This is a genomic window from Aeromonas sp. 602658, from assembly GCF_049173005.1.
GTDB lineage: Bacteria > Pseudomonadota > Gammaproteobacteria > Enterobacterales > Aeromonadaceae > Aeromonas > Aeromonas veronii_A.
On the sequence record NZ_JAAKRF010000009.1, the window covers coordinates 25984 to 50912 of the forward strand.

At 57.2% G+C, this 24929-nt stretch carries 28 protein-coding genes, 4 tRNA genes and 1 riboswitch; of the genes, 15 read left to right on the plus strand and 17 right to left on the minus strand.

The window, feature by feature from the left end:
- Positions 1-35: 35 nt before the first annotated feature.
- Complete coding sequence (locus G5253_RS09220; protein ID WP_266135737.1) at positions 36-506, minus strand: glycine zipper 2TM domain-containing protein; 471 nt, start codon at positions 504-506, stop codon at positions 36-38.
- 19 nt (positions 507-525) lie between these two features.
- On the opposite strand from G5253_RS09220, the gene aat reads away from it, so the two are divergent.
- From aat to infA, 3 genes are all read left to right on the plus strand, one after another.
- Entirely contained in the window at positions 526-1233 is a 708-nt protein-coding gene (gene aat / locus G5253_RS09225; protein WP_042080501.1) for a leucyl/phenylalanyl-tRNA--protein transferase, read from the plus strand.
- Positions 1230-1946: an arginyltransferase gene (locus G5253_RS09230; protein ID WP_227342588.1), complete on the plus strand. Its 717-nt coding sequence runs from the start codon at positions 1230-1232 to the stop codon at positions 1944-1946. Before aat ends, G5253_RS09230 begins: the two co-directional genes overlap by 4 nt.
- Before the next feature lie 68 nt (positions 1947-2014).
- Positions 2015-2233 carry a translation initiation factor IF-1 gene (gene infA, locus G5253_RS09235; RefSeq protein WP_005300033.1) on the plus strand — a complete coding sequence of 73 codons (219 nt, stop codon included), beginning with the start codon at positions 2015-2017 and terminating at the stop codon, positions 2231-2233.
- Between the two features lie 68 nt (positions 2234-2301).
- On the opposite strand, the gene clpA is transcribed toward infA, so the two are convergent.
- Together clpA and clpS are read right to left on the minus strand one after the other, a co-directional pair.
- Positions 2302-4557, minus strand: coding sequence for an ATP-dependent Clp protease ATP-binding subunit ClpA (clpA, locus tag G5253_RS09240; protein ID WP_005337110.1), 2256 nt, complete (start codon positions 4555-4557; stop codon positions 2302-2304).
- Between the two features lie 59 nt (positions 4558-4616).
- A complete protein-coding gene (gene clpS, locus G5253_RS09245) occupies positions 4617-4934 on the minus strand; it encodes an ATP-dependent Clp protease adapter ClpS (RefSeq protein ID WP_005337111.1) in 318 nt (105 codons plus the stop codon).
- A 229-nt stretch (positions 4935-5163) separates the two neighbouring features.
- Here clpS and cspD point away from each other — a divergent pair, with 229 nt between their 5' ends.
- The gene (cspD, locus tag G5253_RS09250; RefSeq protein WP_005300025.1) at positions 5164-5382 is read left to right on the plus strand and encodes a cold shock-like protein CspD; all 219 of its coding nucleotides are present in this window, start codon (positions 5164-5166) and stop codon (positions 5380-5382) included.
- A 117-nt stretch (positions 5383-5499) separates the two neighbouring features.
- Here cspD and folD read toward each other — a convergent pair whose 3' ends face one another.
- Entirely contained in the window at positions 5500-6354 is an 855-nt protein-coding gene (folD, locus tag G5253_RS09255; RefSeq protein ID WP_064338144.1) for a bifunctional methylenetetrahydrofolate dehydrogenase/methenyltetrahydrofolate cyclohydrolase FolD, read from the minus strand.
- Between the two features lie 213 nt (positions 6355-6567).
- On the opposite strand from folD, the gene G5253_RS09260 reads away from it, so the two are divergent.
- From G5253_RS09260 to G5253_RS09295, 8 genes are all read left to right on the plus strand, one after another.
- A tRNA-Pro gene (locus G5253_RS09260) sits at positions 6568-6644 on the plus strand.
- Between the two features lie 37 nt (positions 6645-6681).
- A tRNA-Arg gene (locus G5253_RS09265) sits at positions 6682-6758 on the plus strand.
- A gap of 52 nt (positions 6759-6810) precedes the next feature.
- Positions 6811-6886 (plus strand) — tRNA-His (locus G5253_RS09270).
- A 316-nt stretch (positions 6887-7202) separates the two neighbouring features.
- Positions 7203-7913, plus strand: a complete 711-nt coding sequence (rstA, locus tag G5253_RS09275; RefSeq protein ID WP_021230547.1) for a two-component system response regulator RstA — start codon at positions 7203-7205, stop codon at positions 7911-7913.
- Positions 7914-7934: 21 nt separating this feature from the next.
- On the plus strand, positions 7935-9260 hold the full coding sequence (gene rstB / locus G5253_RS09280) for a two-component system sensor histidine kinase RstB (RefSeq protein WP_266135735.1): 1326 nt from the start codon (positions 7935-7937) through the stop codon (positions 9258-9260).
- A 54-nt stretch (positions 9261-9314) separates the two neighbouring features.
- Positions 9315-9497, plus strand: a complete 183-nt coding sequence (locus tag G5253_RS09285) for a hypothetical protein (RefSeq protein WP_005337116.1) — start codon at positions 9315-9317, stop codon at positions 9495-9497.
- Positions 9498-9649: 152 nt separating this feature from the next.
- Positions 9650-12199, plus strand: a complete 2550-nt coding sequence (gene mprF, locus G5253_RS09290; protein ID WP_266135734.1) for a bifunctional lysylphosphatidylglycerol flippase/synthetase MprF — start codon at positions 9650-9652, stop codon at positions 12197-12199.
- 11 nt (positions 12200-12210) lie between these two features.
- On the plus strand, positions 12211-12918 hold the full coding sequence (locus G5253_RS09295; protein WP_266135733.1) for an AcvB/VirJ family lysyl-phosphatidylglycerol hydrolase: 708 nt from the start codon (positions 12211-12213) through the stop codon (positions 12916-12918).
- A gap of 306 nt (positions 12919-13224) precedes the next feature.
- On the opposite strand, the gene G5253_RS09300 is transcribed toward G5253_RS09295, so the two are convergent.
- A tRNA-Ser gene (locus G5253_RS09300) sits at positions 13225-13312 on the minus strand.
- Positions 13313-13446: 134 nt separating this feature from the next.
- Entirely contained in the window at positions 13447-13902 is a 456-nt protein-coding gene (locus tag G5253_RS09305; RefSeq protein ID WP_005337119.1) for a YbjN domain-containing protein, read from the minus strand.
- A 158-nt stretch (positions 13903-14060) separates the two neighbouring features.
- Between G5253_RS09305 and G5253_RS09310 the strand changes: the two genes are divergently transcribed.
- Positions 14061-15398 (plus strand): flavohemoglobin expression-modulating QEGLA motif protein, encoded by a 1338-nt coding sequence (locus G5253_RS09310; RefSeq protein ID WP_266135523.1) that lies wholly within the window; start codon positions 14061-14063, stop codon positions 15396-15398.
- An 80-nt stretch (positions 15399-15478) separates the two neighbouring features.
- Here the strand turns inward: G5253_RS09310 and G5253_RS09315 are convergent, their stop codons facing one another.
- Positions 15479-16060, minus strand: coding sequence for a thymidine kinase (locus tag G5253_RS09315; protein WP_005337121.1), 582 nt, complete (start codon positions 16058-16060; stop codon positions 15479-15481).
- Between the two features lie 91 nt (positions 16061-16151).
- Positions 16152-17732: a Na+/H+ antiporter NhaC family protein gene (locus tag G5253_RS09320; protein WP_216962258.1), complete on the minus strand. Its 1581-nt coding sequence runs from the start codon at positions 17730-17732 to the stop codon at positions 16152-16154.
- Positions 17733-17820: 88 nt separating this feature from the next.
- Positions 17821-17992: riboswitch (Lysine riboswitch) on the minus strand.
- Between the two features lie 302 nt (positions 17993-18294).
- Between G5253_RS09320 and G5253_RS09325 the strand changes: the two genes are divergently transcribed.
- On the plus strand, positions 18295-18699 hold the full coding sequence (locus G5253_RS09325; protein WP_043823568.1) for an H-NS family nucleoid-associated regulatory protein: 405 nt from the start codon (positions 18295-18297) through the stop codon (positions 18697-18699).
- 69 nt (positions 18700-18768) lie between these two features.
- On the opposite strand, the gene G5253_RS09330 is transcribed toward G5253_RS09325, so the two are convergent.
- The 5 genes from G5253_RS09330 to G5253_RS09350 form a co-directional block, all read right to left on the minus strand.
- Positions 18769-19344 (minus strand): cob(I)yrinic acid a,c-diamide adenosyltransferase, encoded by a 576-nt coding sequence (locus G5253_RS09330; protein WP_266135524.1) that lies wholly within the window; start codon positions 19342-19344, stop codon positions 18769-18771.
- Entirely contained in the window at positions 19341-19571 is a 231-nt protein-coding gene (locus G5253_RS09335) for a DUF3820 family protein (protein ID WP_005337126.1), read from the minus strand. The genes G5253_RS09330 and G5253_RS09335 overlap by 4 nt, the downstream gene beginning before the upstream one ends.
- Before the next feature lies 1 nt (position 19572).
- The gene (gene queE, locus G5253_RS09340) at positions 19573-20244 is read right to left on the minus strand and encodes a 7-carboxy-7-deazaguanine synthase QueE (RefSeq protein WP_266135525.1); all 672 of its coding nucleotides are present in this window, start codon (positions 20242-20244) and stop codon (positions 19573-19575) included.
- Positions 20245-20305: 61 nt separating this feature from the next.
- Entirely contained in the window at positions 20306-21013 is a 708-nt protein-coding gene (gene queC, locus G5253_RS09345) for a 7-cyano-7-deazaguanine synthase QueC (protein WP_266135526.1), read from the minus strand.
- A gap of 20 nt (positions 21014-21033) precedes the next feature.
- Positions 21034-21657 (minus strand): tRNA-uridine aminocarboxypropyltransferase, encoded by a 624-nt coding sequence (locus G5253_RS09350; RefSeq protein ID WP_266135527.1) that lies wholly within the window; start codon positions 21655-21657, stop codon positions 21034-21036.
- Here G5253_RS09350 and rrtA point away from each other — a divergent pair.
- Positions 21656-22249, plus strand: a complete 594-nt coding sequence (gene rrtA, locus G5253_RS09355; RefSeq protein ID WP_266135528.1) for a rhombosortase — start codon at positions 21656-21658, stop codon at positions 22247-22249. The two genes, G5253_RS09350 and rrtA, sit on opposite strands and share 2 nt — an antisense overlap.
- Here the strand turns inward: rrtA and pyrF are convergent.
- The 4 genes from pyrF to ihfB form a co-directional block, all read right to left on the minus strand.
- On the minus strand, positions 22224-22925 hold the full coding sequence (pyrF, locus tag G5253_RS09360; RefSeq protein WP_266135529.1) for an orotidine-5'-phosphate decarboxylase: 702 nt from the start codon (positions 22923-22925) through the stop codon (positions 22224-22226). The genes rrtA and pyrF overlap by 26 nt on opposite strands.
- A 19-nt stretch (positions 22926-22944) precedes the next feature.
- Positions 22945-24111, minus strand: a complete 1167-nt coding sequence (gene lapB, locus G5253_RS09365; protein ID WP_005346478.1) for a lipopolysaccharide assembly protein LapB — start codon at positions 24109-24111, stop codon at positions 22945-22947.
- A gap of 9 nt (positions 24112-24120) precedes the next feature.
- On the minus strand, positions 24121-24405 hold the full coding sequence (locus G5253_RS09370) for a LapA family protein (protein WP_005337143.1): 285 nt from the start codon (positions 24403-24405) through the stop codon (positions 24121-24123).
- A 158-nt stretch (positions 24406-24563) separates the two neighbouring features.
- A complete protein-coding gene (gene ihfB / locus G5253_RS09375) occupies positions 24564-24848 on the minus strand; it encodes an integration host factor subunit beta (RefSeq protein WP_005299934.1) in 285 nt (94 codons plus the stop codon).
- Between the last annotated feature and the right edge of the window lie 81 nt (positions 24849-24929).

Genomic DNA, 24929 nt, shown 5'->3' on the forward strand with positions numbered 1-24929 from the left:
TGCCACAGTCTCCCCATCACCATGACTATCGAAAGTCAGTAAGTCTTGTCGACCCGCACCCCATCATCGAAGTAGAGAATGCGCACCTTGTCCCCATTGGCAAAGACCATGGCGGGATCATAATCCTGGATCACGTTGATAAGGGCATTTTGCTCGTTGCGGATCAGCAGCTCCACCAACTTGTTTTCCACCACGGTTCCCCCGGACTGGTATTGCTGCGCAGCCGCAGCCCCCGCGAGCGCACCGACGGCAGTGGCGATTTCACGGCCATGACCGCCACCAAACTGGTTCCCCAGCAGGCCGCCCAACACAGCCCCCCCCAGCGTCTTCCAGCCAGAGTGCTCTGACTCCAGGATCTGGCGCTGGGTAATATTGCGCACCGTTTCGACCTGACCAAACACCACCAGATTGACCGGCCGCGCGGTATTGCGCTGGTAGACCTCCGCCCCGGCGGGCGCCGTGACAAAGCAGAGCAAGCTGGATACTATCAGGATAATGGCCTTCATCTATGAACCTCGTTGCCTTATGTCTCGCTATCTTACCCAACTGGATGATGAGCTTTGCTGGTTTCCCGACCCCAGCCATGCGCTGGAAGAGCCCAACGGCTTGCTGGCGATCGGCGGAGATCTCTCCCCTGCCAGATTGCTGGCAGCTTACCACAAGGGGATCTTCCCGTGGAATGAACCCCACCAGCCGACCCTGTGGTGGTCACCGGACCCCCGCGGAGTGATCCGCCCAGACCAACTCCATGTGGGACGGACACTGCAGAAGATTATCCGCCGTACCCCATTCGATATTTCCGTCAATCGCGCCTTTAATGAAGTCATTACCGCCTGCGCCGCCCCTCGTCGCACTGCCGATGGCACCTGGATCAGCCAACCCATGATCGAGGCCTACCAGCAGTTGCACCGGCTGGGTCATGCCCACTCTATCGAGATCTGGCAGGAGGGAGAGCTGCAAGCGGGACTGTATGGCCTCTCTATCGGCCGACTGTTTTGCGGTGAATCCATGTTCAGCCGGATTGATAACGGCGCCAAACTTGCCATGGTGGCACTCTGTCGCCACTTCGCCCGCCATCACGGCGCCCTCATCGATTGCCAGATGCAGAACCCGTTTCTGGCGACCCTGGGTATCGAGGAGTGGCCAAGGGCCCGTTTTCTGGCAGAGCTGGCGCGCCTTGGCCATCAACCACTGTTGGCTTCCTGCTGGCAAGAGGGGGAGATCAGCTTATGACTGAAGAAGTGATCCTCAAAGTAGGGCTGACTCCCAAGCATCCCTGCAGTTATCTGGATCATGAACAGGAGCAGTTGCTGGTGCTCATGGATCACAATCTGCTCAACGCCAACGGTTACGAGCGATTGTTGACTGCCGGTTTTCGCCGCAGTGGCAACGACATCTATCGCCCCCACTGCCCGGCGTGCCATGCCTGCCAGTCCCTTCGTATTCACAGCGAACGCTTTCGTCCCAGCCGCGGCCAGAAGCGGATCCGCCAGCTCAACAGGGATATCGAGATCGTCCTGAGCTACGATGACAAGCCCGAGTATTACCTGCTCTACGAACGCTATATCCGCGAACGCCATCACGATGGCAGCATGTATCCCCCCAACCGCAGCCAGTATCGCGGGTTTCTCCATTGTGACTGGATGCCGCCGCTCTACCTGGAGATGCGCAAAGATGGCCACCTGATCGGTGTCGCCACCACAGACCTGCTGCCCCACTCCTTGAGTGCCATGTACACCTTCTTCGATCCGGATTATGCCGATCGCTCCCTGGGCACCTTTGCCATCCTCTGCCAGCTCGATCTGGCCAGGAGAACCGGGCGAAGCTGGCTCTATCTTGGCTATCTGGTAGAGGCGTGTCGCAAGATGAATTACAAACGCAATTACCTCCCTCACGAGCTGTTAATTCAGGGGGAATGGAAAAATATCGACACCAAGCCCGAGTAAACTTTACACATAGCCTTAAATCCGGCATGATCCAGCGGTTTTTTGTTGTGGCTTATCAAGAGGATTCAATGGCTAAAGAAGACAGTATTGAGATGCAGGGCACTATTCTCGAAACCCTGCCCAATACCATGTTCCGTGTGGAACTGGAGAATGGTCACGTGGTTATCGCTCATATTTCAGGCAAGATGCGCAAAAACTACATTCGTATCCTGACTGGAGACAAAGTAACGGTAGCACTGACTCCCTACGATCTCTCCAAGGGACGTATTGTTTTCCGCTCTCGCTAAGCCAGGAATTCAGCAAAAAACCCCAACCTTTCGGTTGGGGTTTTTTGTCGTTTTCTGATCACTGACGCTTAGTGGGAAACAGCTTCAACATTGACCTGAAAATCAAAGCTGAGGCTGTCATTTACCAACTCAACCTTCACAATTCCCCCGTCAACCAGTGAACCGAACAGGATCTCGTTGGCCAGGGGTTTCTTGAGGTGCTCCTGGATCACCCGCCCCATCGGTCTGGCGCCCATGGCTCTGTCATATCCCTTCTCTGCCAACCAGTGGCGGGCACGCTCGGACACCTCGAGAGAAACTCCCTTCGCATCCAGTTGAACCTGCAATTCGACAATGAACTTGTCGACCACCTGATGGATCACCGTCATATCGAGATGGTTGAACCAGATGGTGTGATCAAGCCGGTTACGAAACTCCGGACTGAAGGTCTTGTTGATCACCGCCATGGCATCGTGGCTCAAATCCTGTTGCTGGAAGCCAATCGATTTGCGCTGGGTCTCCTGCACACCGGCGTTGGTAGTCATGACCAAAATCACGTTACGGAAATCCGCCTTGCGCCCGTTGTTATCGGTCAAGGTGCCGTTGTCCATCACCTGTAACAGCAGGTTAAACACATCCGGATGCGCCTTCTCAATTTCGTCAAGCAACACAACGGAATGAGGATGCTTGATCACCGCATCAGTCAGCAACCCACCCTGCTCAAAACCAACATAGCCGGGAGGCGCGCCAATCAGACGTGAGACGGTGTGACGTTCCATGTACTCGGACATATCAAAGCGCAGCATCTCGACACCCAATGCCTTGCCCAACTGCTGGGTCACCTCTGTTTTACCAACACCGGTAGGACCGGCAAACAGGAAGCAACCAACCGGGCGACGCTCGTTGCCAAGTCCTGAACGAGAGAGGCGAATCGCATCGGTCAGTACCTCGATGGCTTTATCCTGACCAAAGACCACCATCTTCAGATTGCGCTCCAAGTTCTTCAGCACCTCTTTATCCGAGGAAGAAACTGATTTCTCCGGAATGCGGGCGATCTTGGCTACGATGGACTCAATTTCCTGCACATTGATCACTTTCTTGCGCTTGCTCGCCGGCAGCAACCGCTGACCGGCACCCGCTTCGTCGATCACGTCGATCGCCTTGTCGGGCAAGTGACGATCATTGATGTACTTGGCAGAGAGCTCGGCAGCTGCACGGATCGCCTTGGCGGTATAGCGCACGCCGTGGTGAGCTTCATAGCGACTCTTGAGCCCCATCAGGATGCGCGTGGTGTCATCGATAGTAGGCTCGACAATATCGATCTTCTGGAAGCGACGGGCCAGCGCACGGTCTTTCTCGAAGATCTGGGCGTACTCCTGATAAGTGGTGGAGCCCACACAGCGGAGCAAACCATTTGAGAGCAGTGGCTTGATCAGGTTGGCCGCATCCAGCTGACCACCGGAAGCAGCACCGGCACCAATGATGGTATGGATCTCGTCGATAAAGAGGATGGCCCCTTCCTGACGCTCAATCTGCTTGAGCAGTACCTTGAGGCGCTTCTCGAAATCACCACGGTACTTGGTGCCCGCCAGCAGAGAACCCATATCCAGCGAATAGATGGTACTGCCCGCAATCACCTCGGGGACATCCCCCTTGACGATGCGATAAGCCAAACCTTCGGCAATAGCGGTTTTGCCCACACCCGCTTCACCCACCAGCAGCGGGTTGTTCTTGCGACGACGGCAGAGCACCTGAATGGTACGATTGAGCTCCTGATCACGGCCAATCAGCGGATCGATGCGCCCTTCCAGCACCAGCTGGTTCAGGTTGGTGGCAAAGCTCTCGATCTGTGCGGCCGAGACATCATCATCAGACTCGGGATTGTTATTGCTGCCGAGATCAGGCTTGCTGTCCTTGCGCACCCCGTGGGAGAGGAAATTGACGACGTCGAGACGGCTGATCTCGGCTTTTTTCAGGAAATAGGCAGCTTGTGACTCCTGCTCACTGAAGATAGCGACTAGCACGTTGGCGCCGCTGACTTCGGTATTGCCGGAGGATTGCACATGGAAGACGGCACGCTGCAACACGCGCTGGAAGCCCAGTGTCGGCTGGGTTTCACGATCTTCATCATCGCGCGGTATGAGCGGAGTAGTTTGCGTGATGAATGCGCGGATCTCCTTGCGCATCTGCTCAACATCGGCACCACAAGAGCTCAGCGCCTCATGGGCTGAACTGTTATCCAGAAGGGCTAACAACAGGTGCTCGACGGTCATGAATTCGTGGCGCTCGTCACGGGCCAGTTTGAAAGCCTCGTTCAGCGTCTTTTCTAGATCTTTATTCAACATAGGCACCTCCCCTAGTACAGCTACAATGTGGTGTCACACTCGCCATCAAGTCATCAGATTCAAGCCTTTTCCATAGTACAGAGCAGTGGATGTTCGTTGTTACGTGCATAGGTGTTGACCTGGACAACCTTGGTTTCGGCGATCTCTGCGGTAAACATGCCGCAGACACCCTTACCACTATAATGCACACTCAGCATGACCTGAGTCGCCTTGTCCAAATCCATACCAAAGAACTTTTGCAGCACCTCCACCACAAACTCCATGGGTGTGTAGTCATCGTTGTTCAACACAACTTTATACATGGGTGGCGGCTGCAGCTTTGTTTTCTCTGCTTCTGCAATCTCTTCATTAGCAAAGAGTTCTTTCTGCTTGCTCATAATCGCGCTTTGGTACCTCTAGATTACTACCGTCTAACACAAGGTTGTCAATAGACTTGTTAACCAGATCACATCAGCTGTTAACAACTTCTTGACTCGCTCAAAAGTTAGACTAGATTGGTTACTTGCTAATCTGTGCCCGTCTGCTATGGGCCCATGTCCCTAGTTATAAAGGGCTGGCGCAGGTTACTCAACGACTTCTGGGTAATCAATAAAAGGATGTAGAAGTATGGCAACCGGCACAGTTAAGTGGTTTAACAACGCAAAAGGATTTGGGTTTATCTGTCCGGAAGGGGGCGGTGAGGATATCTTCGCTCACTACTCCACGATTCAAATGGAGGGCTACAAGACCCTGAAAGCGGGTCAGGCTGTCAATTTTGAACTGCAACAGGGGCCGAAAGGAAATCACGCCTCTGTGATTGTGCCAAACGAAGCACAAAATATGTAAATAACGCCCGTTGGATAAATAAAAAACCGGTTCCTCTCTGAGCAACCGGTTTTTTATTGTCAGATTTCTGGCGAATCCTGCCTCCTCACGGGATCACAGGGTTATCACCAGCCATGATCAGTCGTGATATTCACTACAGGCGATCAGGGTATTTTCCATCAGGCTGGCGACCGTCATCGGGCCGACGCCACCGGGTACCGGGGTAATGAAGGCGGCATGGCTGCGCGCCGTCTCAAACTCCACATCCCCGACCAACGAGCCATCAGCCAAGCGATTGATGCCCACATCGATTACCAGTGCCCCCGGTTTGATCCACTCGCCAGGAATGAAGTTGGGCTTGCCGACAGCAACAACCAGCAGATCGGCACGGCGAACCTGCTCTTCCAGATCCCGCGTAAAACGGTGACAGGTCGTGGTTGTGCAGCCCGCCAGCAACAATTCGAGGGTCATGGGACGCCCCACTATGTTGGACGCTCCCACCACGACCGCATGCAGACCGTGCGTCTTCACGCCGGTGGTCTCGATCAGCGTCATGATCCCTTTCGGAGTGCAGGGGCGCAGCGCCGGAATACGTTGGGCCAGACGGCCGACGTTATACGGGTGGAATCCATCTACATCCTTGTCAGGCTGGATCCGCTCCAGCACCTGAGTGGTATCAAAGTGATCCGGCAAGGGCAACTGAACCAGAATGCCATCTACGTGGCTATCCGCATTCAGCTGGTCAATCAGCGCCAGCAACTCTTCCTGACTGGCGGTTGCACTCAGATCATAGGAGCGGGAGAGAAAACCCACCTCCTCGCACGCCCGACGTTTGCTGCCGACATAGACCTGAGAGGCGGGATCCGCCCCCACCAGAATGACTGCCAGCCCTGGAGCCCGTTTCCCTGCCGCCAACCGCTGTTGGACTTGCGCCGCGACCTGGCTGCGAATCGTTTGCGCAACCTGTTTTCCATCTATGATTTTGGCAGACATCGTTCTCCACTCACCATGTGTTCAACTGCCGCGCATTGTCGCATTTTTTTAGCCGGGATGTTAGCGGCAGACGCACGCCAGACCTGTAGCGGGCAATAAGTAGGCACTTGAATTTACTGGAGGAAAAAGTCGTTGACGCTAGCCCTTGCGCTTGGCTATGATGCCCGCCCGTTGCCCAGTACGACTCGTGTCGATATGCTGGTCAGGGGTTTTCGGTGATTAGCGCAGTCCGGTAGCGCATCTGGTTTGGGACCAGAGGGTCAAAGGTTCGAATCCTTTATCACCGACCATGTTCATCGACTCGTCCTCAAAACGGGTTGATATAAAGCGCCCTTAGCTCAGTTGGATAGAGCAACGGCCTTCTAAGCCGTGGGTCGCAGGTTCGAATCCTGCAGGGCGCGCCATTGATGTTCCCCAATCCTTCTGGATTGGCGAGCGTTGATGAAAATTTCAGTGGTGGCTGTAGCTCAGTTGGTAGAGTCCCGGATTGTGATTCCGGTTGTCGTGGGTTCGAGCCCCATCAGCCACCCCATTATTCTGTCGATAATCGCCGCAAGGTGATGTCCATCGACTTGGAGCAGTGACCTTCTAGTCTGCTCCACAAAAAACCGGCCTGGGCCGGTTTTTTTGTTTTTACGCCCGACAGCGCCTTGCCTTGTCTACACGGCCATCATCCTCCAGATCGATAAACGCGGCTCTGCCCATTTGCCATGATGTGCGCCTCCCCATCGATGACACAGCCACACTCCCCCGCACATCAGCCTGCCCGGTTCTTTTTCTGTATTTCCCAAGCGCCATTGATATGCTGATCGCTCTTCTTCTCTCCTGCTTCCCGTTGGAGCTTTTCTATGCAACGCATTCTTTTTGTCGAAGATGATCCCGAGATTGGCCAGCTCATCAGCAGTTGGCTCGGTCGCCACGATATGGACGTGATCCTCGAGCCCAGAGGGGACATGGCACTGGCCCGGGTAGAAGCCGAGCAGCCCGATCTGGTGCTGCTCGATATCATGTTGCCGGGGCAAGATGGCATGTCCCTCTGTCGGGATCTGCGGCCGCGCTTCGACGGCCCCATCGTAATGCTCACCTCGCTGGACAGCGACATGAACCAGATCCTGAGTCTGGAGCTGGGTGCCAACGACTACATCCTTAAAACCACCCCGCCACCCGTGCTACTGGCCAGACTGAGGGTGCAGTTTCGCCAGCACCAACAAGCATCAACCCAACCGGCAGCCACCAGCAGCGTTCCCCAGCAGCTGCAATTTGGTCGGCTGCGGGTGGATGGCCCGGGGCGGGATGTGCGCCTCGATGGCGAGAGCATTGCTCTCTCGACCGCTGACTTTGATCTGCTGTGGGAGCTCGCCTGCCACGCGGGCCAAATCTTGAGTCGGGAAGCCCTCTTTCGCAGCTTGCGCGGCCGGGAGTACGACGGTCAGGATCGCAGCATGGATGTGGCCATCTCCCGCCTGCGCCGCAAACTGGGTGATAACCCCGACAACCCGACCCGGATCAAGACAGTGCGCCAGAAAGGCTACCTCTTCGTCCCCCACGCCTGGGAATAACCCTCTTTCGGGAGCACCGCCATGCGCCGTCTCTTTATCCAATTCTATCTGTTGCTGATCGGCTGCTTCACCCTGGCCATCCTGCTGGTGGGTGTGGTCTATCAGGTGACCGCCGAACGGGCGGGAGATCGCTATCTCGAACGCATGATGCAGGGCTCTCTTGGCCTGTTGACCGGCGAGTTGGCAAGAACCCCGCCAGAGCGCTGGCCCGATCGGCTGGCCGAGCAGAGCAGTCAGTTTACCCTCCCCCTCAAGATCGGCGAGCTGGTGCGCCAGCCCCTGGCCAGCGAGGATCAGGCCTTTCTGGCCGCTGGAAACATTGTCATCGTCGAGGAGGATGACACCTTCCTGCAGCGCATCCCCGATACCGATCGGGTGCTGATTGTCGGCCCTGTACCCTACCTCTCCTACCTGCACGAGCTGCACTGGGTCGATGTGGGGCTGTTGCTAGTGATCGGCCTCTCTCTCGGCCTGCCCATTCTGCTCTGGTTGCGTCCCCACTGGCGCGGCTTGCAGCAGTTGGAGCAGACCGCACGTCGCGTCGGCGATGGGGATCTCTCCTGCCGAACCAATCTGCCACCGGGCAGCAGTCTGGCCCGTGTGGGACGCACCTTCGATCAAATGGCGACCCAATTGCAGGCCATGATTGCCAGCCGCAAGCAACTGACCGATGCCATCGCCCACGAGTTGCGCACCCCGCTGATCCGGTTGCGCTATCGGCTTGCCATGCTCGATCCTACCCCTGCCGCAGAAGAGCAGCAGGCGCTGGAGCGAGATCTGGGAGCGCTGGACGCTCTGATCGAAGAGATGCTCACCTACGCCAAGCTGGATAGACCCGAACTGCCGCTGCAGCAGGACGAGCTTGAACTCAGCCACTGGGCACAAGCGCATCTCGGCGACTGGCAAGCGCTGGCACCCGAAAAGAGGCTCACCCTCGATCTGCCGCCACGCCACATGCCCTGGTGCGGCGATCAGCGTCTGCTGACCCGCGCGGTGGAGAACCTCATCGGCAATGCTCTGCGCTACGCCGAGAGCGAGGTTACCCTCTCCATCTCGCGGCTGCAGGAGAACTATCTGCTGGAGGTGAGCGACGATGGACCGGGGATCGATCCGGCGCTGGCGCCCCAGATCTTCGAACCGTTCGTGCGCCTTGACCAGAGCCGGGATCGTCGCACCGGCGGCACCGGGTTGGGGCTGGCCATCGTGCGCAGCATTGCCCGTCATCACGGGGGGGATGTGGCGTTGCTGGCCAGTGACCACGGCGCCCGCTTCTGCCTCACCCTGCCTGTACATTTGGATACAAACCGTCACCAACCGCTCACTGAAGGGCCGTCGCAACCGTCATAGGATGACTGTCATGGAGAACGCTCCATAACATCAACCCGAATAAGGAAATTGAACATGAAAAAGATCATTCCCCTGACCCTGGCAGCCGTCTTCGCCCTCACTTCCGGTTTCACCATGGCGGCCACCCCGACCAAGACAGCCACACCGCAGGCTACCCAGACCAAGGTGGTGAAAAAACACCATAAAGCCACCCACGCCAAGACCCCTGCCGTCAAAGTCGCGCCGAAAACCAAGTGATCCAACCGGTCACTGGATATCACAGAGGGAGGCTGACGCCTCCCTTTCCATCTCTTCCCGAAATTTCCTGACGAGCGCCTCCCTCGTCCAAACCGGATCCACGACCCGGCTCCCCTTTTGCGGGAAACGGTCAATGACCACAGGAACATGGCATGTGGCGTCATCTGCTTAAATGGCTAGGCCCCTTGTGCAGCTTGCTGCTGCTCGGCACCGCACTGACCGTGCTGTATCACCTGACTCAGGCATGGCACTGGCACGATATTCGTGTGGCCATCTGGTCCCAACCCCTGCCGCGACTGGCGGGCGCCCTGCTGCTGACCCTGCTCAGTTATGGTTGCCTCTGCAGCTATGACATGCTGGCGCTCCATGCGCTGGGCAAGCGCCTTCCCTGGCAACAGGTCAGCATCACCTCCTTTATCGCCTACACCTTCTCCAACACCCTGGGATTTTCCCTGCTGACCGGCACCTCGGTACGCTATCGCCTCTACTCAGCATTGGGGCTCGCCACCGGGGAAGTGGCCCGCGTGGTGCTGTTCTGCTCCATCACCTTTTTCCTCGGCCTGCTGGCGTGGGGAGGTGGCGCCCTACTGACCTGCGATGTATCACAGTTGCTGCCTGACTGGCCGCAATGGGCAGATACCCTGCTCAGGCTGGCGGGCGGCATGGCTCTGCTGTTGGTGGCCAGCTACCTCTGCTGGCCTACACACCGTCTCTCCTGGCGGAAACACACCCTGACCCTCCCGGGCTTTCGGATACGTCTGTTGCAACTGCTGGTCGCGCTGGCCGACTGGATGGCCGCCGCCGCCGTGCTGTTTGTGCTGTTGCCTGCAGATAGCGTCCCCTACCCTGTGCTGCTCAGTGCCTTCGTGCTGGCCAGCTTCCTCGGGGTACTGGCCCACGTGCCGGGTGGGATCGGCGTGTTCGAAGCGAGCATGAGCCTGCTGCTGGCTCACTACCTGCCAGCCGACAAGCTGCTCGCCTCGCTGCTGCTCTATCGCTTCATCTATTACCTGCTGCCTTTTCTCTGCGCCCTGCTGCTCTTTGCGAGTCAGGAGATGCTGCAACAAAAAGCGCGCTGGCAGCGGCTACAGGGGCTGATGAGCGCGGTGCGCGAATTTCTGCCTGCCCTTATCAGCATGGGCACCTTTGCCGCCGGCAGCCTGCTGCTCTGCTCGGGCATGATCCCGACCATGCGCAGCCACATTGAAGTGTGGCTGCAGGTGTTGCCGCTCCATCTGCTGGAGCTCTCCCACGTGCTCGGCAGCGTGAGCGGTATCCTCCTGATCCTGCTGGCGCGCAGCCTCTACCGCCGTCACGACGCCGCGTTTCGCATCACCCAGCTGCTGCTGGCACTGGGGATCGCCTTCTCCCTGCTCAAAGGGGGGGACTGGGAGTCAGCCCTGCTGCTCGGCAGCTTCCTGCTCATCATGACCCCCTGCCGCGCCCTCTTCTATCGCAAGGGGTCGCTGCTCTATCCCCAGTACACCTCGGGCTGGCTCATTTCGGTCGGCGCCGTGCTGCTGGGAGCCCTGTGGCTGCTGCTCTTCTCCTACCGTCAGGTGGAGTATGACCACGCCCTCTGGTTCCACTTCTCGCCCCACGGCGGGGCTGCCCGCGGCCTGCGCGCCATGGGGAGCGTGGTGGCCGTGCTGGCCGTGGCCGGGGTTGCCCAGCTGCTTGCGCCGCTGCGCGTAGTCGGTGAAAAGCCGGACAAAGAGACGCTGGCGCACGCCCACGAGCTGGTGGTACGCGAAGGGGGGATCCACGGCTATCTGGCCCAGTTGCAGGACAAGTCCCTGCTGTTCCACTCCGCCGGCGACGCCTTCCTGATGTATGGCATCGAGGGCAACAGCTGGATTGTGATGGGGGATCCGGTCGGTCGCCCCGAGCAGATCGAAGAGCTGCTCTGGCAATTTCGCGAGCGGTGCGATGAGCACGACGCCAATCCGGTCTTTTATCAGGTCTCGGCCCGCTATCTGCCACTCTATCTGGAGCTGGGGCTGATCCCCTTCAAGCTCGGTGAAGAGGCGATGGTCGATCTGGCTACCTTCGATCTGGCGGGCAGCCGGCTGCGCAACCTGCGCCAGAGCCACGCCAAGGGCAAACGGGAAGGGTTGACCTTCGAGGTGGTCGAGGCGAGCGCCGTGGCTCCCCTGCTGCCCAGATTGCAGACCGTCTCCGATACCTGGCTGCAGAGCAAGATGGGCAAGGAGAAGGGCTTCTCGGTCGGCCGCTTCGAGCCTGACTACCTGACCTTAAGCCCGGCTGCACTGGTCTGGCACGAGGGGCAGATTGTCGGCTTTGCCAACCTCTGGGTGAGCGATAACAAGGAGATGCTCTCCATCGATCTGATGCGTTACAGCCTGGATACCGGCACCGCCCCCATCATGGATTTTCTCTTTGTCGAGCTGCTGCTGTGGGGCAAGGCGCAAGGGTACGCCAGCTTCAATCTGGGGATGGCTCCCATGTCCGGCTTCAACGATCACCCGCTCAACAGCTACTGGGCCCGACTTGGCAATACCCTGTTTGTGCGTGGCAGCCGTTTTTACAACTTTCAGGGGCTCAGACGCTACAAGGAGAAATTTTCGCCCCGCTGGGAACCCCGCTACCTGCTCTGCAGCAGCAAGCTGGTACTGCCCAGAACCCTGACTCACCTGATCACCCTGATTAGCCGCGGCCCGCTGGGGCTGATCAAGAAATAGGAGCATGGCCAATGAGAGCCTTGATTTTGCTGTTACTCAGTCTCGTACTGCCCGTTTCGTCTTTTGCGGCGCACGCCGCCCCGGTCAAGGATGACCTGAGCCTGATTGAGCTGCCGGTCAAGCAGCCATCCGAGGCCCCCATGGTGATCTTTCTCAGCGGCGATGGTGGCTGGGCAGCCCTCGACAAGGGGTTGAGCGCCCAGTTTCAGCTGCACGGCATGCCGGTCGTGGGCTGGAGCTCCCTCACCTACTACTGGAAGAAGAAAACCCCGGAGCAGGTGACCGCCGATCTGGAGCGGATCCTCGATGATTACCAGACTCGTTGGCAGCGCCCTCACTGGCTGCTGGTCGGCTTCTCGTTTGGTGCCGAGATTGTCCCCTTCGTCATCAACCGGTTGCCGGAGCACTATCGTCAGGAACTGGTCGGGGCCGTGATGCTCTCCCCCTCCACCAGCTCGGATTTCGAGATCCACGTCAGCGATATGCTGACCCACAAGACACGTAGCTACCCGACCGAACCGCAGGTGAAGACCATCCGCGATCTACCGATGCTCTGCCTGCAAGGTGCCGATGACGATGACGACGACCACCTCTGCCCCCGTCTCAACCAGCCCAACGTCACCACCGTCACCCTGTCGGGAGGACACCATTTTGACGATAACTACCCCCAGCTCTATCAGGCCATCACCACGCATCTGAACCTGTCCCCGGATCCGTAGTCTGTGGAGCATTAACCGGTATCATCACGGAATGCCTTTTAAGTACCGAGCAGGGCAAATCAGCGAACAATGAAAAGGGCCTCTCTTGCGAGAGGCCCTTGTACTGAATCGGGTGGAAACTTTAAAAGGATCGACCAATGGCTTGGCCGTGGCGTCAAAGTCACCGAGGCATTTCACTGCGATTGCCCAAGCGGTTCAGCCTGATGCGCCATCAAGAACGAAGATTCGCATTCCTATGCCAGCAACCACGCTGGGGATTGCGCCATAAAACGAAAGCCCTGATGTTTCCATCAGGGCTTTGCAATTTGGCGGTGAGGGAGGGATTCGAACCCTCGATACGTTGCCGTATACACACTTTCCAGGCGTGCTCCTTCAGCCACTCGGACACCTCACCAAATTTTTGTCTGTGGTTTAACGTGTTCAGCCAACACGGTGTTCGCTGCGCTGTTGCGCTGGAACGGGGCGTAATTTAGGGGAAAGCCCCGCCCGCGTCAACGGCTTTTTTCACCTGGCGAACCGTTCGAACACTTAATGCACAGATTCCGGTGCGACCTGGATTTCCGGCAGGTTGAGGAAACCGGAACGTTCGCATTCGGCAACCAGTTCGTGGGTGGCAGCGATGGTACTTTGCACGAACAGCAGGAACTGCTCGACGCTGAGTCCGGCCTTGGTAAAGACGGTGTGGCCGACAACCAGCCGCGGCAGGTTGTCATCGATGATATCGAGGAACACCTTGAGGGAGGGGTACTGCATATTGAGTCGGCCCAGTTCGGCAACCAGCGGCAGCATTGCGGAGGGGCGCACTTCCAGCTCGGAGGAGAACAGCAGGCCTTCCTCTTCCACGAAGATCCGGCTCTCCTGAATACCATCGACCGACTGCAAAGAGACAATGTGGATACCGTGACACTGGTCGCAGACATAATGCTCGATACGAGCCTGTTGCAACCAACGCATTATCATTTCGGAGCTGGGGATATTCATCATTTCCACGACAAGATTGGGATCAAGGGGCGCAGTCTAAACCAATTTGCTATCAACAAAAAGCACGCCAACCCGATAACCCTGCGCCTCGCTTCTTTTTGGCAAGCGCTATGCATATACTCAGCCAAATCCACGATGACGCTTGCCCCACAGGGGGCCCCATGACTATCCAAGAAAAGTATCGCCTTCATCTGAAATCACTCTCGGATGAGCTACTCACCCTGCAAAAACCCATCCGCATTCTGGATGCCATCAAATGGCCACGCCATCTGCAGGATCGCTTTCTGGCAAGCGGTGGCAGGGAGCTGCCCGCTATCGACAGGCACTTCTATGATGCCCTCCCCCTCGGCTTCGATCCGCGCAACAAGTATCTGGAGCTCAGGGAGCTGCGGGACCGGATCCGCAGAAAACTGGGGCCACAGGACGATCTTGGCCGGATCCTGCAAGAGACGGTCGATCAGTACATGGTGGTGATCGAGATGCTGCGCCAACGCGGCCAACCCGATTTTCAGCGTTACAGCCAGCTGCTTTATGGCTCTGCCAGCGATCACCTGCGCGGGGATCGCAAGACCCTCAAGGAGCTAGGCGCCCGCCTGTGCGATATCTTCTCCCTGCCCGGTGCGCGCCATCTAGTGCGCCCCTACCCCAAGGAGTTCGAAGGAGAAGCGGCAGTCGCCAAACTGCAGGGCAAGCTGTCGAGCTACTTCAGTGACGGCACAGTGCAGGTGAAGCTGAGCGATGGCATCGTCTCCGACGCAGCGGCCGGTGGTGACTACATCAAGCTCAACTCCCACGCCCGTTTCTCCGAGCTGGACTTGCAGGTACTGGAGGTGCACGAGGGGTGGGTCCATGTCGGCACCACCCTCAACGGTCGCCAGCAGCCCTATGCCACCTGGCTGAGCGCCGGTTCACCGCGGATCACCGCCTGTCAGGAGGGGCTGGCCGTCCTGATAGAGACCCTCACCTTCAGCTCCTTTCCGGATCGGGCCAAGCGCATCTCCGATCGGGTGATGGCCATCGACATGGCCGAGCGCGGCGCCGATTTTATCGAGGTGTTTCAGCACTTCGTGCAGCAGGGCACCAGCGAGCACGACGCCTACAAGATCACCCAGCGGGTCTTTCGTGGCGGCATGGTGGACGGCGGCGCCTGCTTTACCAAGGATCTCTCCTACGTGCGTGGCTATGTGGAGACGGTCAACTTTATCCGCAGCGCCGTGCTGGAAGGGGTGCCCGAGATCCTGCCGATGCTGTTTGTCGGCAAGGTGACACTGGATGACATTCCGGTGCTCTATCAGCACTATCTGGAGGGGCTGATTGCCGCCCCCCGCTATTTGCCGCCGATGTTTCGCGATCTCACCGGCCTCTATGTCTGGTTCGGTTTTGCCTCCGGCATGTCACTGGTCGATATAGGCCGGGTACAGCACCATTTTCGCCAGCTGTTTCAACGCCTGCCGGTGGCCGACCCCATCATTGCGCCGGTGGATATCGAGATCGACTGAACCACAGCGATACAAGTTGGGGAAAATAAAAAGGGCGCCAGATTGGCGCCCTTCTCGACTATTCAGATATCGCAGCCGAATTACTTGTAGGCCCGACCTTCCAGATAGTGTTTGCGACAGAGTGACACATAGCGATCGTTGCCGCCGATCTCCACCTGTTCGCCATCACGCATCACCTGCCCCGCTTCATTGACCCGGGAGTTCATGTGAGCCTTGTTGCCACACCAGCAGATGCTCTTCAGCTCTTCAAACTTGTCGGCAAGACAGAGCAGATGGTAGGAACCGGGGAACAGCTCGCCGCGAAAATCGGTCTTGAGGCCATAGGCCATCACCGGAATATCCTGCTCATCGACGATGCGGGCCAGCTGGTAGACCTGCTCACGGGTCAGGAACTGGGCCTCGTCCACGATGAAAACATCGATATGTTTCTTCGCATGGCGCTCTTTCACCATTTCAAACAGATCGCAGCTGTCGCTGAACACGTCCACCTTCAGTTCAAGGCCAACCCGGGCACTGATCACCCCGACCCCGAAACGGTCATCGATGGCTGGCGTCATCGCCAGAGGATGCATGCCCCGCTCCAGATAGTTGAAGTGCGCCTGAATGAGCTGGGTGGATTTGCCTGAATTCATGGTGGCAAATTTGTAGTGCAGTGAAGCCATGATACTGTTCCGAAACTGAATTTATGGGGCGCATGCTAACCAAAGCCCCTGACAAAACCAAGGGGCCCGCGGGCCCCTTGCTCTATAAATGTTACGCGGTGGCCAGCTCTGGCCGCGCTTTGGCCTTTTTCAGGTGATAGCTGGTAAAGAGCACGAACCAGAGGGCGCTGACGCTGAAACCGGCCAGGCTGGAGTGCATCAAGCCCATTGCCAGGTAACCGATGGCCGCACCGAAGGCGATGGCCAGTGCATAGGGCAGCTGGGTCATCACGTGATCGATGTGATGGCAACCGGCACCGGTGGCAGAGAGGATGCTGGTGCTGGAGATGGGTGAGCTGTGATCCCCGAACACCGAGCCAGCCAGTACCGCCGCCAGCATCGGCAACATCAGGCTGATGTCGCTGGCGGCGGCCATGTCACCGGCCAGCGGCAGCATGATGCCGAAGGTACCCCAGCTGGTACCGGTAGCAAACGCCATGGCACAGGAGAGGATAAAGACCACGGCAGGTAGCACTTCGATCGGCAGGTTACCGTTAGCCAACGAAGCCAGGTACTTGCCGGTCTCCACGTCGCGCACCACGGCACCTATGGTCCAGGCAAACAGCAGGATGTTGATGGCTGGCAGCATGGCCATGACACCTTGCGGCGCGGCCTTGATCCAGTTTTTGGCACCCAGCTTCAGGCGCATGGCCAGACCGATGGAGACCACCAGACTGCACAGGGCACCGTAAACCAGCGAGGAGCCGACGTTGGTATTTTCGAACGAGCCGAGCACGCTGAACGGCAGCCCCTTCTCGTTCAGCACCGCAGCACCGGAATCAATCATGAAATAGATGGTGGCGGCGGTCAGGGTCAGGATCGGCAGTACCATGTCGATCATGCCGCCGTTGCTCTCTTCCGGGCTCTCCATATCCAGACCGATGGGGCGGCCCTTGGACTCATCCCACAGCTTGCCTTCCAGCGCCCACGCTTCGTGTTGACGCATCGGGCCGATGTCGAGTTGGAATGCAATCACCACCAGCACCATGATCAGGGTGAAGACGGCGTAGAGGTTCATCGGGATCATCTCGACAAATGCCGCGATGGGGCTCTGTTCAGTTAGACCGTGTGCCGCCATGATGCCGCCAACCAGAGCGATGATATAGGCGCCCCAAGAGGAGATGGGCATCAGCACGCAGACCGGCGCCGCGGTGGAGTCCAGCAGATAGGCCAGTTTGGCACGGGAGATCTGGAAGCGGTCGGTCACCGGACGGCAGATTGCCCCCACCGACAGGCTGTGGAAGAAGTCATCGATAAAGAAGGCAAACACCATCATGCCAGTCAGGGCTTTGGCGCCCTTGCGGGTCTTGGCACGACGCTCGGCCCACTCGGCAAAGGCACGGGTCGCCCCGGAGACGCTCATCAGGCTGATGAGGCCACCCAGCAGCAGCATAAACAGGATCATGTTGACATTGTCACGATTGAGCGCGCCATCGACCCAGAAGATCTTGAGCACGGTATTCAACATGTAATGCAGGGATTCGAGGGGTGAAAACTGATTGAGCAGCAAACTGCCGGTGACGATGCCCACACCAAGGGACAGCAGCACGCGGCGGGTCATGATCGCCAGCGCGACAGCCAACAGGGGGGGAAGAACGGACCAACCGGAGTCGGCGAAATGACTAATGTCCATGATCTCTTTGCACCTAAAGATTACAGGTGGAGATCTACCGAGAGGATCTAAAGAAACAAAACCTATGGGGAGGTCATACTCCTCAGCCCCTTCAGGTAGCGCTCCATAGTGGATGACTATGGCAGTCCTGCACCTATTAGATGCAGAACCAGCAGCCCGGTATGATGGCCTGGCCACTTCGGCGCTGACTCCTTTCCTTGTGCATCACAGGCATCACCCTCCGCACAAATACTCATAGGCAGCGCGCCTCTACTTAAAGGTATTCGCCGCACATTTTATCGAGATGGCAGCTTATAGCAAGTTTTTTGATTAAATAATCATAATAAACAAATCAAGGTCGGAAAATGGTAGTCAAATGATGCAACAACGCCAGCTTTGACGCTATTTTCACCTACTACGGCCTCATTGGCATCCAATCATCAAGCCTATTGCAGGCCATATTAAATATCTGTATTGATGTTCCCCACGGATATAATATTTAACCCGGCTTGACTTATTTAAATCACCAAGCAAGAATCATCTGGAACATAATATTTTTCTCTGACTCGACGTGGTAACTCCTATGAATGAATTTTTAAAGGTACTGCTTAATATCCGCAGTCTGCGTGCGACCTGCCGCGAGCTTTCTCTGGAACAACTGGAAGAGGCACTGGAAAAACTCTCTACTATCGTTGCTGAACGTCAGCAGGATGAAGCTGCCGAGCGTCAGGCCCGTGAAGAGCATCTGCGGAAAATTAACGAATATAGCGAAATGCTCAAAGCCGCCGGTATTGACCCGGCCGAGCTGGTCAATGCCGTTGCAACAACATCTGGCAAGACCGAAAAAACAAAGCGGGCACCACGGCCAGCCAAATATCGCTATCAGGATAATGGCGTAGAGAAAACCTGGACTGGCCAGGGCCGTATGCCTTCGGCTATTGCCAGCGCAGTGGCAGCAGGCAAATCACTGGAAGACTTTGCTATTTGATCTCAATCTCGTTGCTAATAAAAAACCTCGCCAAGGCGAGGTTTTTTATTGCTGCTTAAACGTGAAATATCAGATAGCTGATTGCGGGCGATCTGCTGCCTTGACCCACAGCACTTCACGATCCCCTGCCACGCAGATGAGATAGCGGGCAACGGTAAAGAACCAGTCACTCATCCGGTTCAGATAGGGCAGCACCTCGGGATTGACCCGCTCTTCCCGGCTCAATGTCAGCAGCAAGCGCTCGCAATGACGCACCAGAGTACGCACCACATGCGCTTGCGCCGCGGCACGGGAACCACCGGGCAATATAAATTGGCGCAGCGGCGGCAATGGCTCACTATAACGATCTATCTGCTGTTCAAGGCGAGTGGTCCAGGCGGCATTAACTTGCCAAATTGATTCATTCTGGGCGTCGCTGGAGAATGACAACTCCCCCCCCAGATCAAACAACTCCTGTTGCAACAGCTGTAAATCAGCCAATAAGCTGACTTCTTGCGATGGGACGTCACAAATCAGCAAGCCAATATGGGAGTTGAGCTCATCGATATAACCGTAGGTCTCGACCCGCAAATGATCCTTTGGCAACTGGATACCATCGGCCAGCCGGGTCATGCCCTTGTCGCCCTGCCTCGTATATATTCTCATACCGACATCCTGTTAATAATGGGAATAATCATGGACTCGAGTCCATTGAGTTTGATTTCGTAAGCCAACGCCAGCGTCTGACCCAATTTACCCGCAGGAAAACCGCTGCGCGCCATCCACACCAGATAGGGCTCGGGAATATCGATGATACGCCGCCCCTGATATTTACCGTAAGGCATCTTGTTGGTCAGGGTCAGCAGCACCTGCTCGTCGGATAGCCAATCCATATTAATCAATATCCAGATATTTATGAGTCTGGATTGAGAGTCGCCAGTTACGCGCGATACAGATATCCATCGCCAATTGGGTGGCCCTTGGTTTCTGGCTGATCGGCTGCAAGGCAATGACCACGTCCGGGCGCAGGGTAGCAGTAGCGAGCAGCGTATCCAGCTCTTCAATATGGTGCTCGGTGGCCACCGGATGCTTGATCTCGTTGGCCCGTTCCAGCGCCGAGACCAGCACAGGCAGCCCCCCTTTCATACCGATCTTGGGGGAGACTGTTACCCAGGTCTGCTCATGAGTCTTGATCTCGCTGGTGCCACTGGTTTCAATCTGCACCTGATAACCCGCCGCCAGCAGGGCTGACGAGAGTTCGTGCAGATCGTAGAGGCAGGGCTCGCCACCGGTGATCACCACATGGCGCGCCTGATAACCCAGGTCGGTAAAGCTCTTAATAATCTGCGCGGTGCTGAGTTGGCTCCAGCAATCGGATTCGTTGGAGCGATCCAGCACCGCCTCCTTACCCACTTCGCGAGCCGGATCAACAACCCAGGTATGACGGGTATCGCACCAGGGGCAGCCCACCGGGCAACCCTGCAGGCGAACAAAGATGGCGGGCAGGCCGGTAAAGATGCCCTCCCCCTGGATGGTCTGGAAAATCTCGTTGATTGGGTAGTGCATCTCGATCACGGCTTGTTGCAAAAGTCGCGGATTATACCCCAAGCTACGGCAAGACGCAGGCTCACTCTGCGCTTTTCTCGCCCAGCCCGGTTTTCTCAAACAGTCTGGCCATGATGCCCGCCTTGTCGGCCAGATAGTTGTTCAGGCCGCGACTGCGCAGTTCACACGCAGGACACGTGCCGCAACCGTCACCGGCAATGCCGTTGTAGCAGGTCAGGGTCTGCTGGCGCACCGTGTCGAGGTGACCATAGTGATCCGCCAGAGCCCAGGTCTCGGCCTTGTCGAGCCACATCAAGGGAGTTTCAAAACGGATGCCGCGATCCAACCCCAGCGACACCGCCTGATTGAGAGCCTTGACGAACTCGTCACGGCAATCGGGATAGCCGGAGAAGTCGGTCTCGCAGACACCGGTGATCACAGCTTCGGCGCCCACCTGATAGGCATAGATGGAAGCCAGGGTCAGGAACAGGATATTGCGACCCGGCACGAAGGTGTTGGGCAGGCCATTATCCTGCAGCTCGCAGCTGACCGGGATGTCGTCACGAGTCAGGGCAGAGACCGCCAGCTCATTGAGCAGCGTCATATCCATCACCTTGTGGGCGGCGATCCCCAGAGCACTGCCCAGACGACGCGCGGTGTCGATCTCTTCCCGATGGCGCTGGCCATAGTCGAAGGTGATGGCGTGCACTTCATCATACTGAGCCAATGCCTGTACCAGACAGGTGGTGCTGTCCTGACCGCCACTGAAAACCACGACTGCTTTTTTCATATTGATAACTCCTTCAAATGTCACGCGCGGCGGCCTTCGGCAAAGTCCTGCCACTGGGTATTCAACCGGTTAAACAGGGTCAGCAAGGGCGCATAGTGCTCCGGCCTCCCCTCCCACCGGGACAAGAGGTGATAGCCCGCCTCTATGGTAGAGAGGGCATCGGGAAAGGGTTTCTTGCGAATGGCATATTGACCGGCAATGGCACCAATGCCGATGCGGTGCAAGCGGGCCAGTGCCGGGTTGCTCTGCAACATGCGATAGGCTTTGCGCCAGGTGCCGTCGAGCAAGATAAAGGCGATGGATGCGGAGCCAGAGGATTCACTCTCCCACTGTTGGCGAAGATCGGTCAGCGAAATGGCATCCTCATTCGGCCAAAGCAAATAATAACGACGGGATTGGTCAGCCAGCAGCACATTGAGCCACTCATCGCGGGAAAAGTCCTCCCCCACATGGATCTCGCACTGTTGCAAAGAGGCTGCCAACAGCGCCGCAGTCCCCTTGGGATGTGCCACCTCGTTGGGGTGCTGCAAGATGTAGAGGGGCGTGTGATTGTCAACCGGCACAATATAATCGCACAGGCAGGCTTTGAGGGCTCGGGTGCAACGTGTACAGTATCGACTTTTCTTGTCGTTGGACTGTTTCATGTTGTCAGACAAATCTGGATTGCTCTGGGTTATCACGCTCTCTCTCACCAGCTTGCTACTCTTCTTTACCGTTCCCAATCTTCAGCTCTCCTTCGATCGGCCCTTGATCGCCGGGGGCGAAGGGTGGCGGATCATAACAGGCAATCTGGCTCATACCAATCTGTGGCACCTGCTGCTCAATCTGGGCGGCCTCGCCATCCTCTATAGCCTGTTTCGCGACTATCTGAGTGGGGCTCGCCTGCCGCTGCTGATGTTGCTGCTCTGGTTGGCAGTGGGCTTGGGGATCTGGTGGTGGTGCCCGCAGACCCAGTGGTACATGGGGCTATCCGGCTCGCTGCATGGTCTGTTTGTCTGGGGGGCAATGCAGGATATCCGCCACGGACGCCGCACGTCGGGCTGGCTACTATTGGCAGGGATGGGGCTCAAGCTGGCGATGGACTTCTACAATGCAGGAGAGAGCCCGATATCCACCCTGATCAATGCCAGGGTACACATCGGCTCTCATCTTATCGGGGCCAGTGCAGGCCTGTTGCTCGGCCTGCACCGCGTATCACTGAGTGAGCCCGTTACGCACCAGCCAGCTCGGCATTGATGCTGGCCAGCATGGCGGCCGGATCGGCAGCCTGCGTAATGGGGCGACCGATAACCAGATAATCGGAACCCGCCTCGACCGCCGCTTTGGGTGTCATCACCCGGCGCTGATCCCCCACCTCAGAACCGGTCGGGCGAATCCCCGGGGTCACCAGCTTGAAATCGGTGCCCAGCAAGGCTTTCAGCTCATGGGCCTCGTTGGCGGAGCAGACCACCCCATCCAGCCCAGATGCTTTGGTCAAGGTAGCCAGCCGGATCACCTGCTCGGCCGGGCTCACATCCAACCCGAGGGGGATCATGTCGGACTGCTCCATGCTGGTCAGCACGGTCACGCCGATAAGCAGGGGGGCCTTGTCGCCATAAGGCAGCAGCGCCTCTTTGGCGGCACGCATCATCCGCTCACCACCACTGGCATGCACGTTAACCATCCAGACACCGAGCTCGGCACTGGCTGCCACGGCTTTGGCAACAGTATTGGGAATATCGTGAAACTTCAGATCCAGAAAGACATCGAATCCCTTGGCCACCAGCTGACGTACAAACTGCGGGCCAAACAGGGTAAACATCTCCTTGCCTACCTTGAGACGGCACTGGGCCGGAGAGATACGTTCAACGAACGCTAAGGCATCTGCCTCGTGCTGATAATCCAGCGCTACCAGTACTTTGGGATCTTGCATCTCACATCCTATTGCTTTGTTATTCACCGTCCAGACCGCGGATCGGCTTGATGGAACCCCACTGGCGACAAGACGGGCACTGCCAGAACAACGAGTGAGTGGCAAAGCCGCACTGCCGACACTTGTGGGTTGACTTGATTTTTATCTGCTCGCCGACCAGCTGTTGCAGCAGTTCGAGGCTCTCCTTGGCAGGCCCCTCTTCCGCACTGGCCAGCTGAAAACCCACCAGCTGGTAAAAACCTTTCATCGACGGATGACGACGCAGCTGACGCAACACCAGCGAACGGGCCTGGCTCAGGCCATCACGCTCTTCAACCAGCTTGGCAAGAGCCAGGGTCACGCTGACACCGGCGTGATCTTCCACTGCCTTCTCAAGCAGCGGGATCAACGCAGGCGTGCGGCCCAACTGCTGATAGCACTCGAGCAATTTGGGCATTGCCTCGGAGGCAAAGTCGATATCCTGCTCGAACACCCGCAGCAGCTCCTTGCTGGCCTGCTCATACTCCCCCTCTGCCATGGCGAGCTCAGCGAGGCGCAAACTGGCTCGGGCACATGCCGGATTGATACTGAGCGCCCGTTTGAGCTTGGCTAGCCCCTCCCCTTTATTGCCCTCACGCAGCGCGATCTCGGCTTGCTCGCAATAGAAATGGGAGATGGGGTCGGCCAGCTTCTTGCCCTGGAATTTTTGCAGACGAACCGCCACATCGATGGCCTTATCCCAATCCCGCAACTGCTGATGGATGATCAACAGCTGTGCCAGCGCCGTCTCTTCATAGTCGCTGTCATCACACAGCTCATTCCAGAGCGCTTCCGCTCGGTCCAGCAGACCAGCAGCCAAAAAGTCGCGCGCAAGCTCCTGCAGAGCAAGCTGGCGCTGCTCCCGGGTCAGTTGGCGGGTTACCAGGTTCTGGTGGATCTTGATGGCACGATCTACCTCCCCACGCTGGCGAAACAGGTTGCCGAGGGAGAGGTGTGTTTCGATGGTTTCACTGTCCACCTCAAGCAGTTGGATAAAGAGATCCACCGCCTTGTCGGATTCATCGGACAGCAAATAGTTGAGGCCCGCCACATACTGGCGGGAAAACTGGTTACTCTGTTTTTGGGTGTCCTGGCGAACACTCCTGCGACCCATGTACCAGCCATAACCGGCGGCGATGGGCAACAGCAGGAAAAGCAGTTCAAGCATTGAGGAACATTATTCCTTACCCGGTGACCGGGCCAGCTCCAACTCGCGGGATTGACGACGCATGGTACGGTTGAGAGTGCGGTTTTGCATTTTCAGGCGCAGGAACAGCAGGCCGAATACCAGCCAGCCCAGTAAAAAACCGCCAGCGAAAAAGAAGCCCAACAGCATGGCAAGCGAAAACTCACCCTGAGCGATCAGGTAATTGAACTGAACCAGCTGGCCATTTTGTGAGCCCAGCGCCAGGGTCAGAACAAACACCAACACCAGCGGAATGAGGGCCAAAATACGCTTCATAAGAGCTCCCTGTCAGTATCTAATGAGAGGCTGATTATCCTTAAAATCGCAGGCAGACTCTAGAGTGAATGGGAAAAGAGTTTAAGAAACAAGATGATTGGCACAGGAATCGGTGCCAAAAAGAAAAAAGGCATACCCGAGGTATGCCCATTTCTGCATTATTCAATGATGTTGACGCGCTCGCGCAACTCTTTACCAGGTTTGAAGTGCGGGACATATTTCCCGGTCAGTTCAACCTTGTCCCCAGTCTTGGGGTTGCGGCCCACACGGGGCGCACGATAGTGCAGTGAAAAACTGCCAAATCCGCGGATTTCAATCCGGTCGCCGTTTTGCAAGGTCGACGCCATCTGCTCAAGGATCTCCTTGATGGCGGCTTCGACATCCTTGGCCGGCATATGCATGCGGCTGGCTGCCAGTTGTTCGATGAGATCTGATTTGGTCATAACGTTAAATCTCCTTCCCCGATCACATGCAATATTCATTTTGCCAGGATAAAAAAGGGCGGCGCAATGCCGCCCTTTTCT

Bases quoted from the DNA above. Each gene is read 5' to 3' on its own strand.
- G5253_RS09230 (WP_227342588.1), top strand. From the start codon at position 1,230: ATGACTGAAGAAGTGATCCTCAAAGTAGGGCTGACTCCCAAGCATCCC.
- aat (WP_042080501.1), top strand. From the start codon at position 526: ATGTCTCGCTATCTTACCCAACTGGATGATGAGCTTTGCTGGTTTCCC.
- G5253_RS09310 (WP_266135523.1), top strand. From the start codon at position 14,061: ATGACTATCCAAGAAAAGTATCGCCTTCATCTGAAATCACTCTCGGAT.
- G5253_RS09320 (WP_216962258.1), bottom strand. From the start codon at position 17,732: ATGGACATTAGTCATTTCGCCGACTCCGGTTGGTCCGTTCTTCCCCCC.
- pyrF (WP_266135529.1), bottom strand. From the start codon at position 22,925: ATGCAAGATCCCAAAGTACTGGTAGCGCTGGATTATCAGCACGAGGCA.
- G5253_RS09325 (WP_043823568.1), top strand. From the start codon at position 18,295: ATGAATGAATTTTTAAAGGTACTGCTTAATATCCGCAGTCTGCGTGCG.
- G5253_RS09220 (WP_266135737.1), bottom strand. From the start codon at position 506: ATGAAGGCCATTATCCTGATAGTATCCAGCTTGCTCTGCTTTGTCACG.
- G5253_RS09295 (WP_266135733.1), top strand. From the start codon at position 12,211: ATGAGAGCCTTGATTTTGCTGTTACTCAGTCTCGTACTGCCCGTTTCG.
- queE (WP_266135525.1), bottom strand. From the start codon at position 20,244: ATGCACTACCCAATCAACGAGATTTTCCAGACCATCCAGGGGGAGGGC.
- G5253_RS09335 (WP_005337126.1), bottom strand. From the start codon at position 19,571: ATGGATTGGCTATCCGACGAGCAGGTGCTGCTGACCCTGACCAACAAG.
- clpS (WP_005337111.1), bottom strand. From the start codon at position 4,934: ATGAGCAAGCAGAAAGAACTCTTTGCTAATGAAGAGATTGCAGAAGCA.
- rrtA (WP_266135528.1), top strand. From the start codon at position 21,656: ATGTTGTCAGACAAATCTGGATTGCTCTGGGTTATCACGCTCTCTCTC.
- queC (WP_266135526.1), bottom strand. From the start codon at position 21,013: ATGAAAAAAGCAGTCGTGGTTTTCAGTGGCGGTCAGGACAGCACCACC.
- ihfB (WP_005299934.1), bottom strand. From the start codon at position 24,848: ATGACCAAATCAGATCTCATCGAACAACTGGCAGCCAGCCGCATGCAT.
- G5253_RS09285 (WP_005337116.1), top strand. From the start codon at position 9,315: ATGAAAAAGATCATTCCCCTGACCCTGGCAGCCGTCTTCGCCCTCACT.
- rstB (WP_266135735.1), top strand. From the start codon at position 7,935: ATGCGCCGTCTCTTTATCCAATTCTATCTGTTGCTGATCGGCTGCTTC.
- G5253_RS09315 (WP_005337121.1), bottom strand. From the start codon at position 16,060: ATGGCTTCACTGCACTACAAATTTGCCACCATGAATTCAGGCAAATCC.
- lapB (WP_005346478.1), bottom strand. From the start codon at position 24,111: ATGCTTGAACTGCTTTTCCTGCTGTTGCCCATCGCCGCCGGTTATGGC.
- clpA (WP_005337110.1), bottom strand. From the start codon at position 4,557: ATGTTGAATAAAGATCTAGAAAAGACGCTGAACGAGGCTTTCAAACTG.
- mprF (WP_266135734.1), top strand. From the start codon at position 9,650: ATGTGGCGTCATCTGCTTAAATGGCTAGGCCCCTTGTGCAGCTTGCTG.
- cspD (WP_005300025.1), top strand. From the start codon at position 5,164: ATGGCAACCGGCACAGTTAAGTGGTTTAACAACGCAAAAGGATTTGGG.
- rstA (WP_021230547.1), top strand. From the start codon at position 7,203: ATGCAACGCATTCTTTTTGTCGAAGATGATCCCGAGATTGGCCAGCTC.
- folD (WP_064338144.1), bottom strand. From the start codon at position 6,354: ATGTCTGCCAAAATCATAGATGGAAAACAGGTTGCGCAAACGATTCGC.
- G5253_RS09350 (WP_266135527.1), bottom strand. From the start codon at position 21,657: ATGAAACAGTCCAACGACAAGAAAAGTCGATACTGTACACGTTGCACC.
- G5253_RS09370 (WP_005337143.1), bottom strand. From the start codon at position 24,405: ATGAAGCGTATTTTGGCCCTCATTCCGCTGGTGTTGGTGTTTGTTCTG.
- infA (WP_005300033.1), top strand. From the start codon at position 2,015: ATGGCTAAAGAAGACAGTATTGAGATGCAGGGCACTATTCTCGAAACC.
- G5253_RS09305 (WP_005337119.1), bottom strand. From the start codon at position 13,902: ATGATGAATATCCCCAGCTCCGAAATGATAATGCGTTGGTTGCAACAG.
- G5253_RS09330 (WP_266135524.1), bottom strand. From the start codon at position 19,344: ATGAGAATATATACGAGGCAGGGCGACAAGGGCATGACCCGGCTGGCC.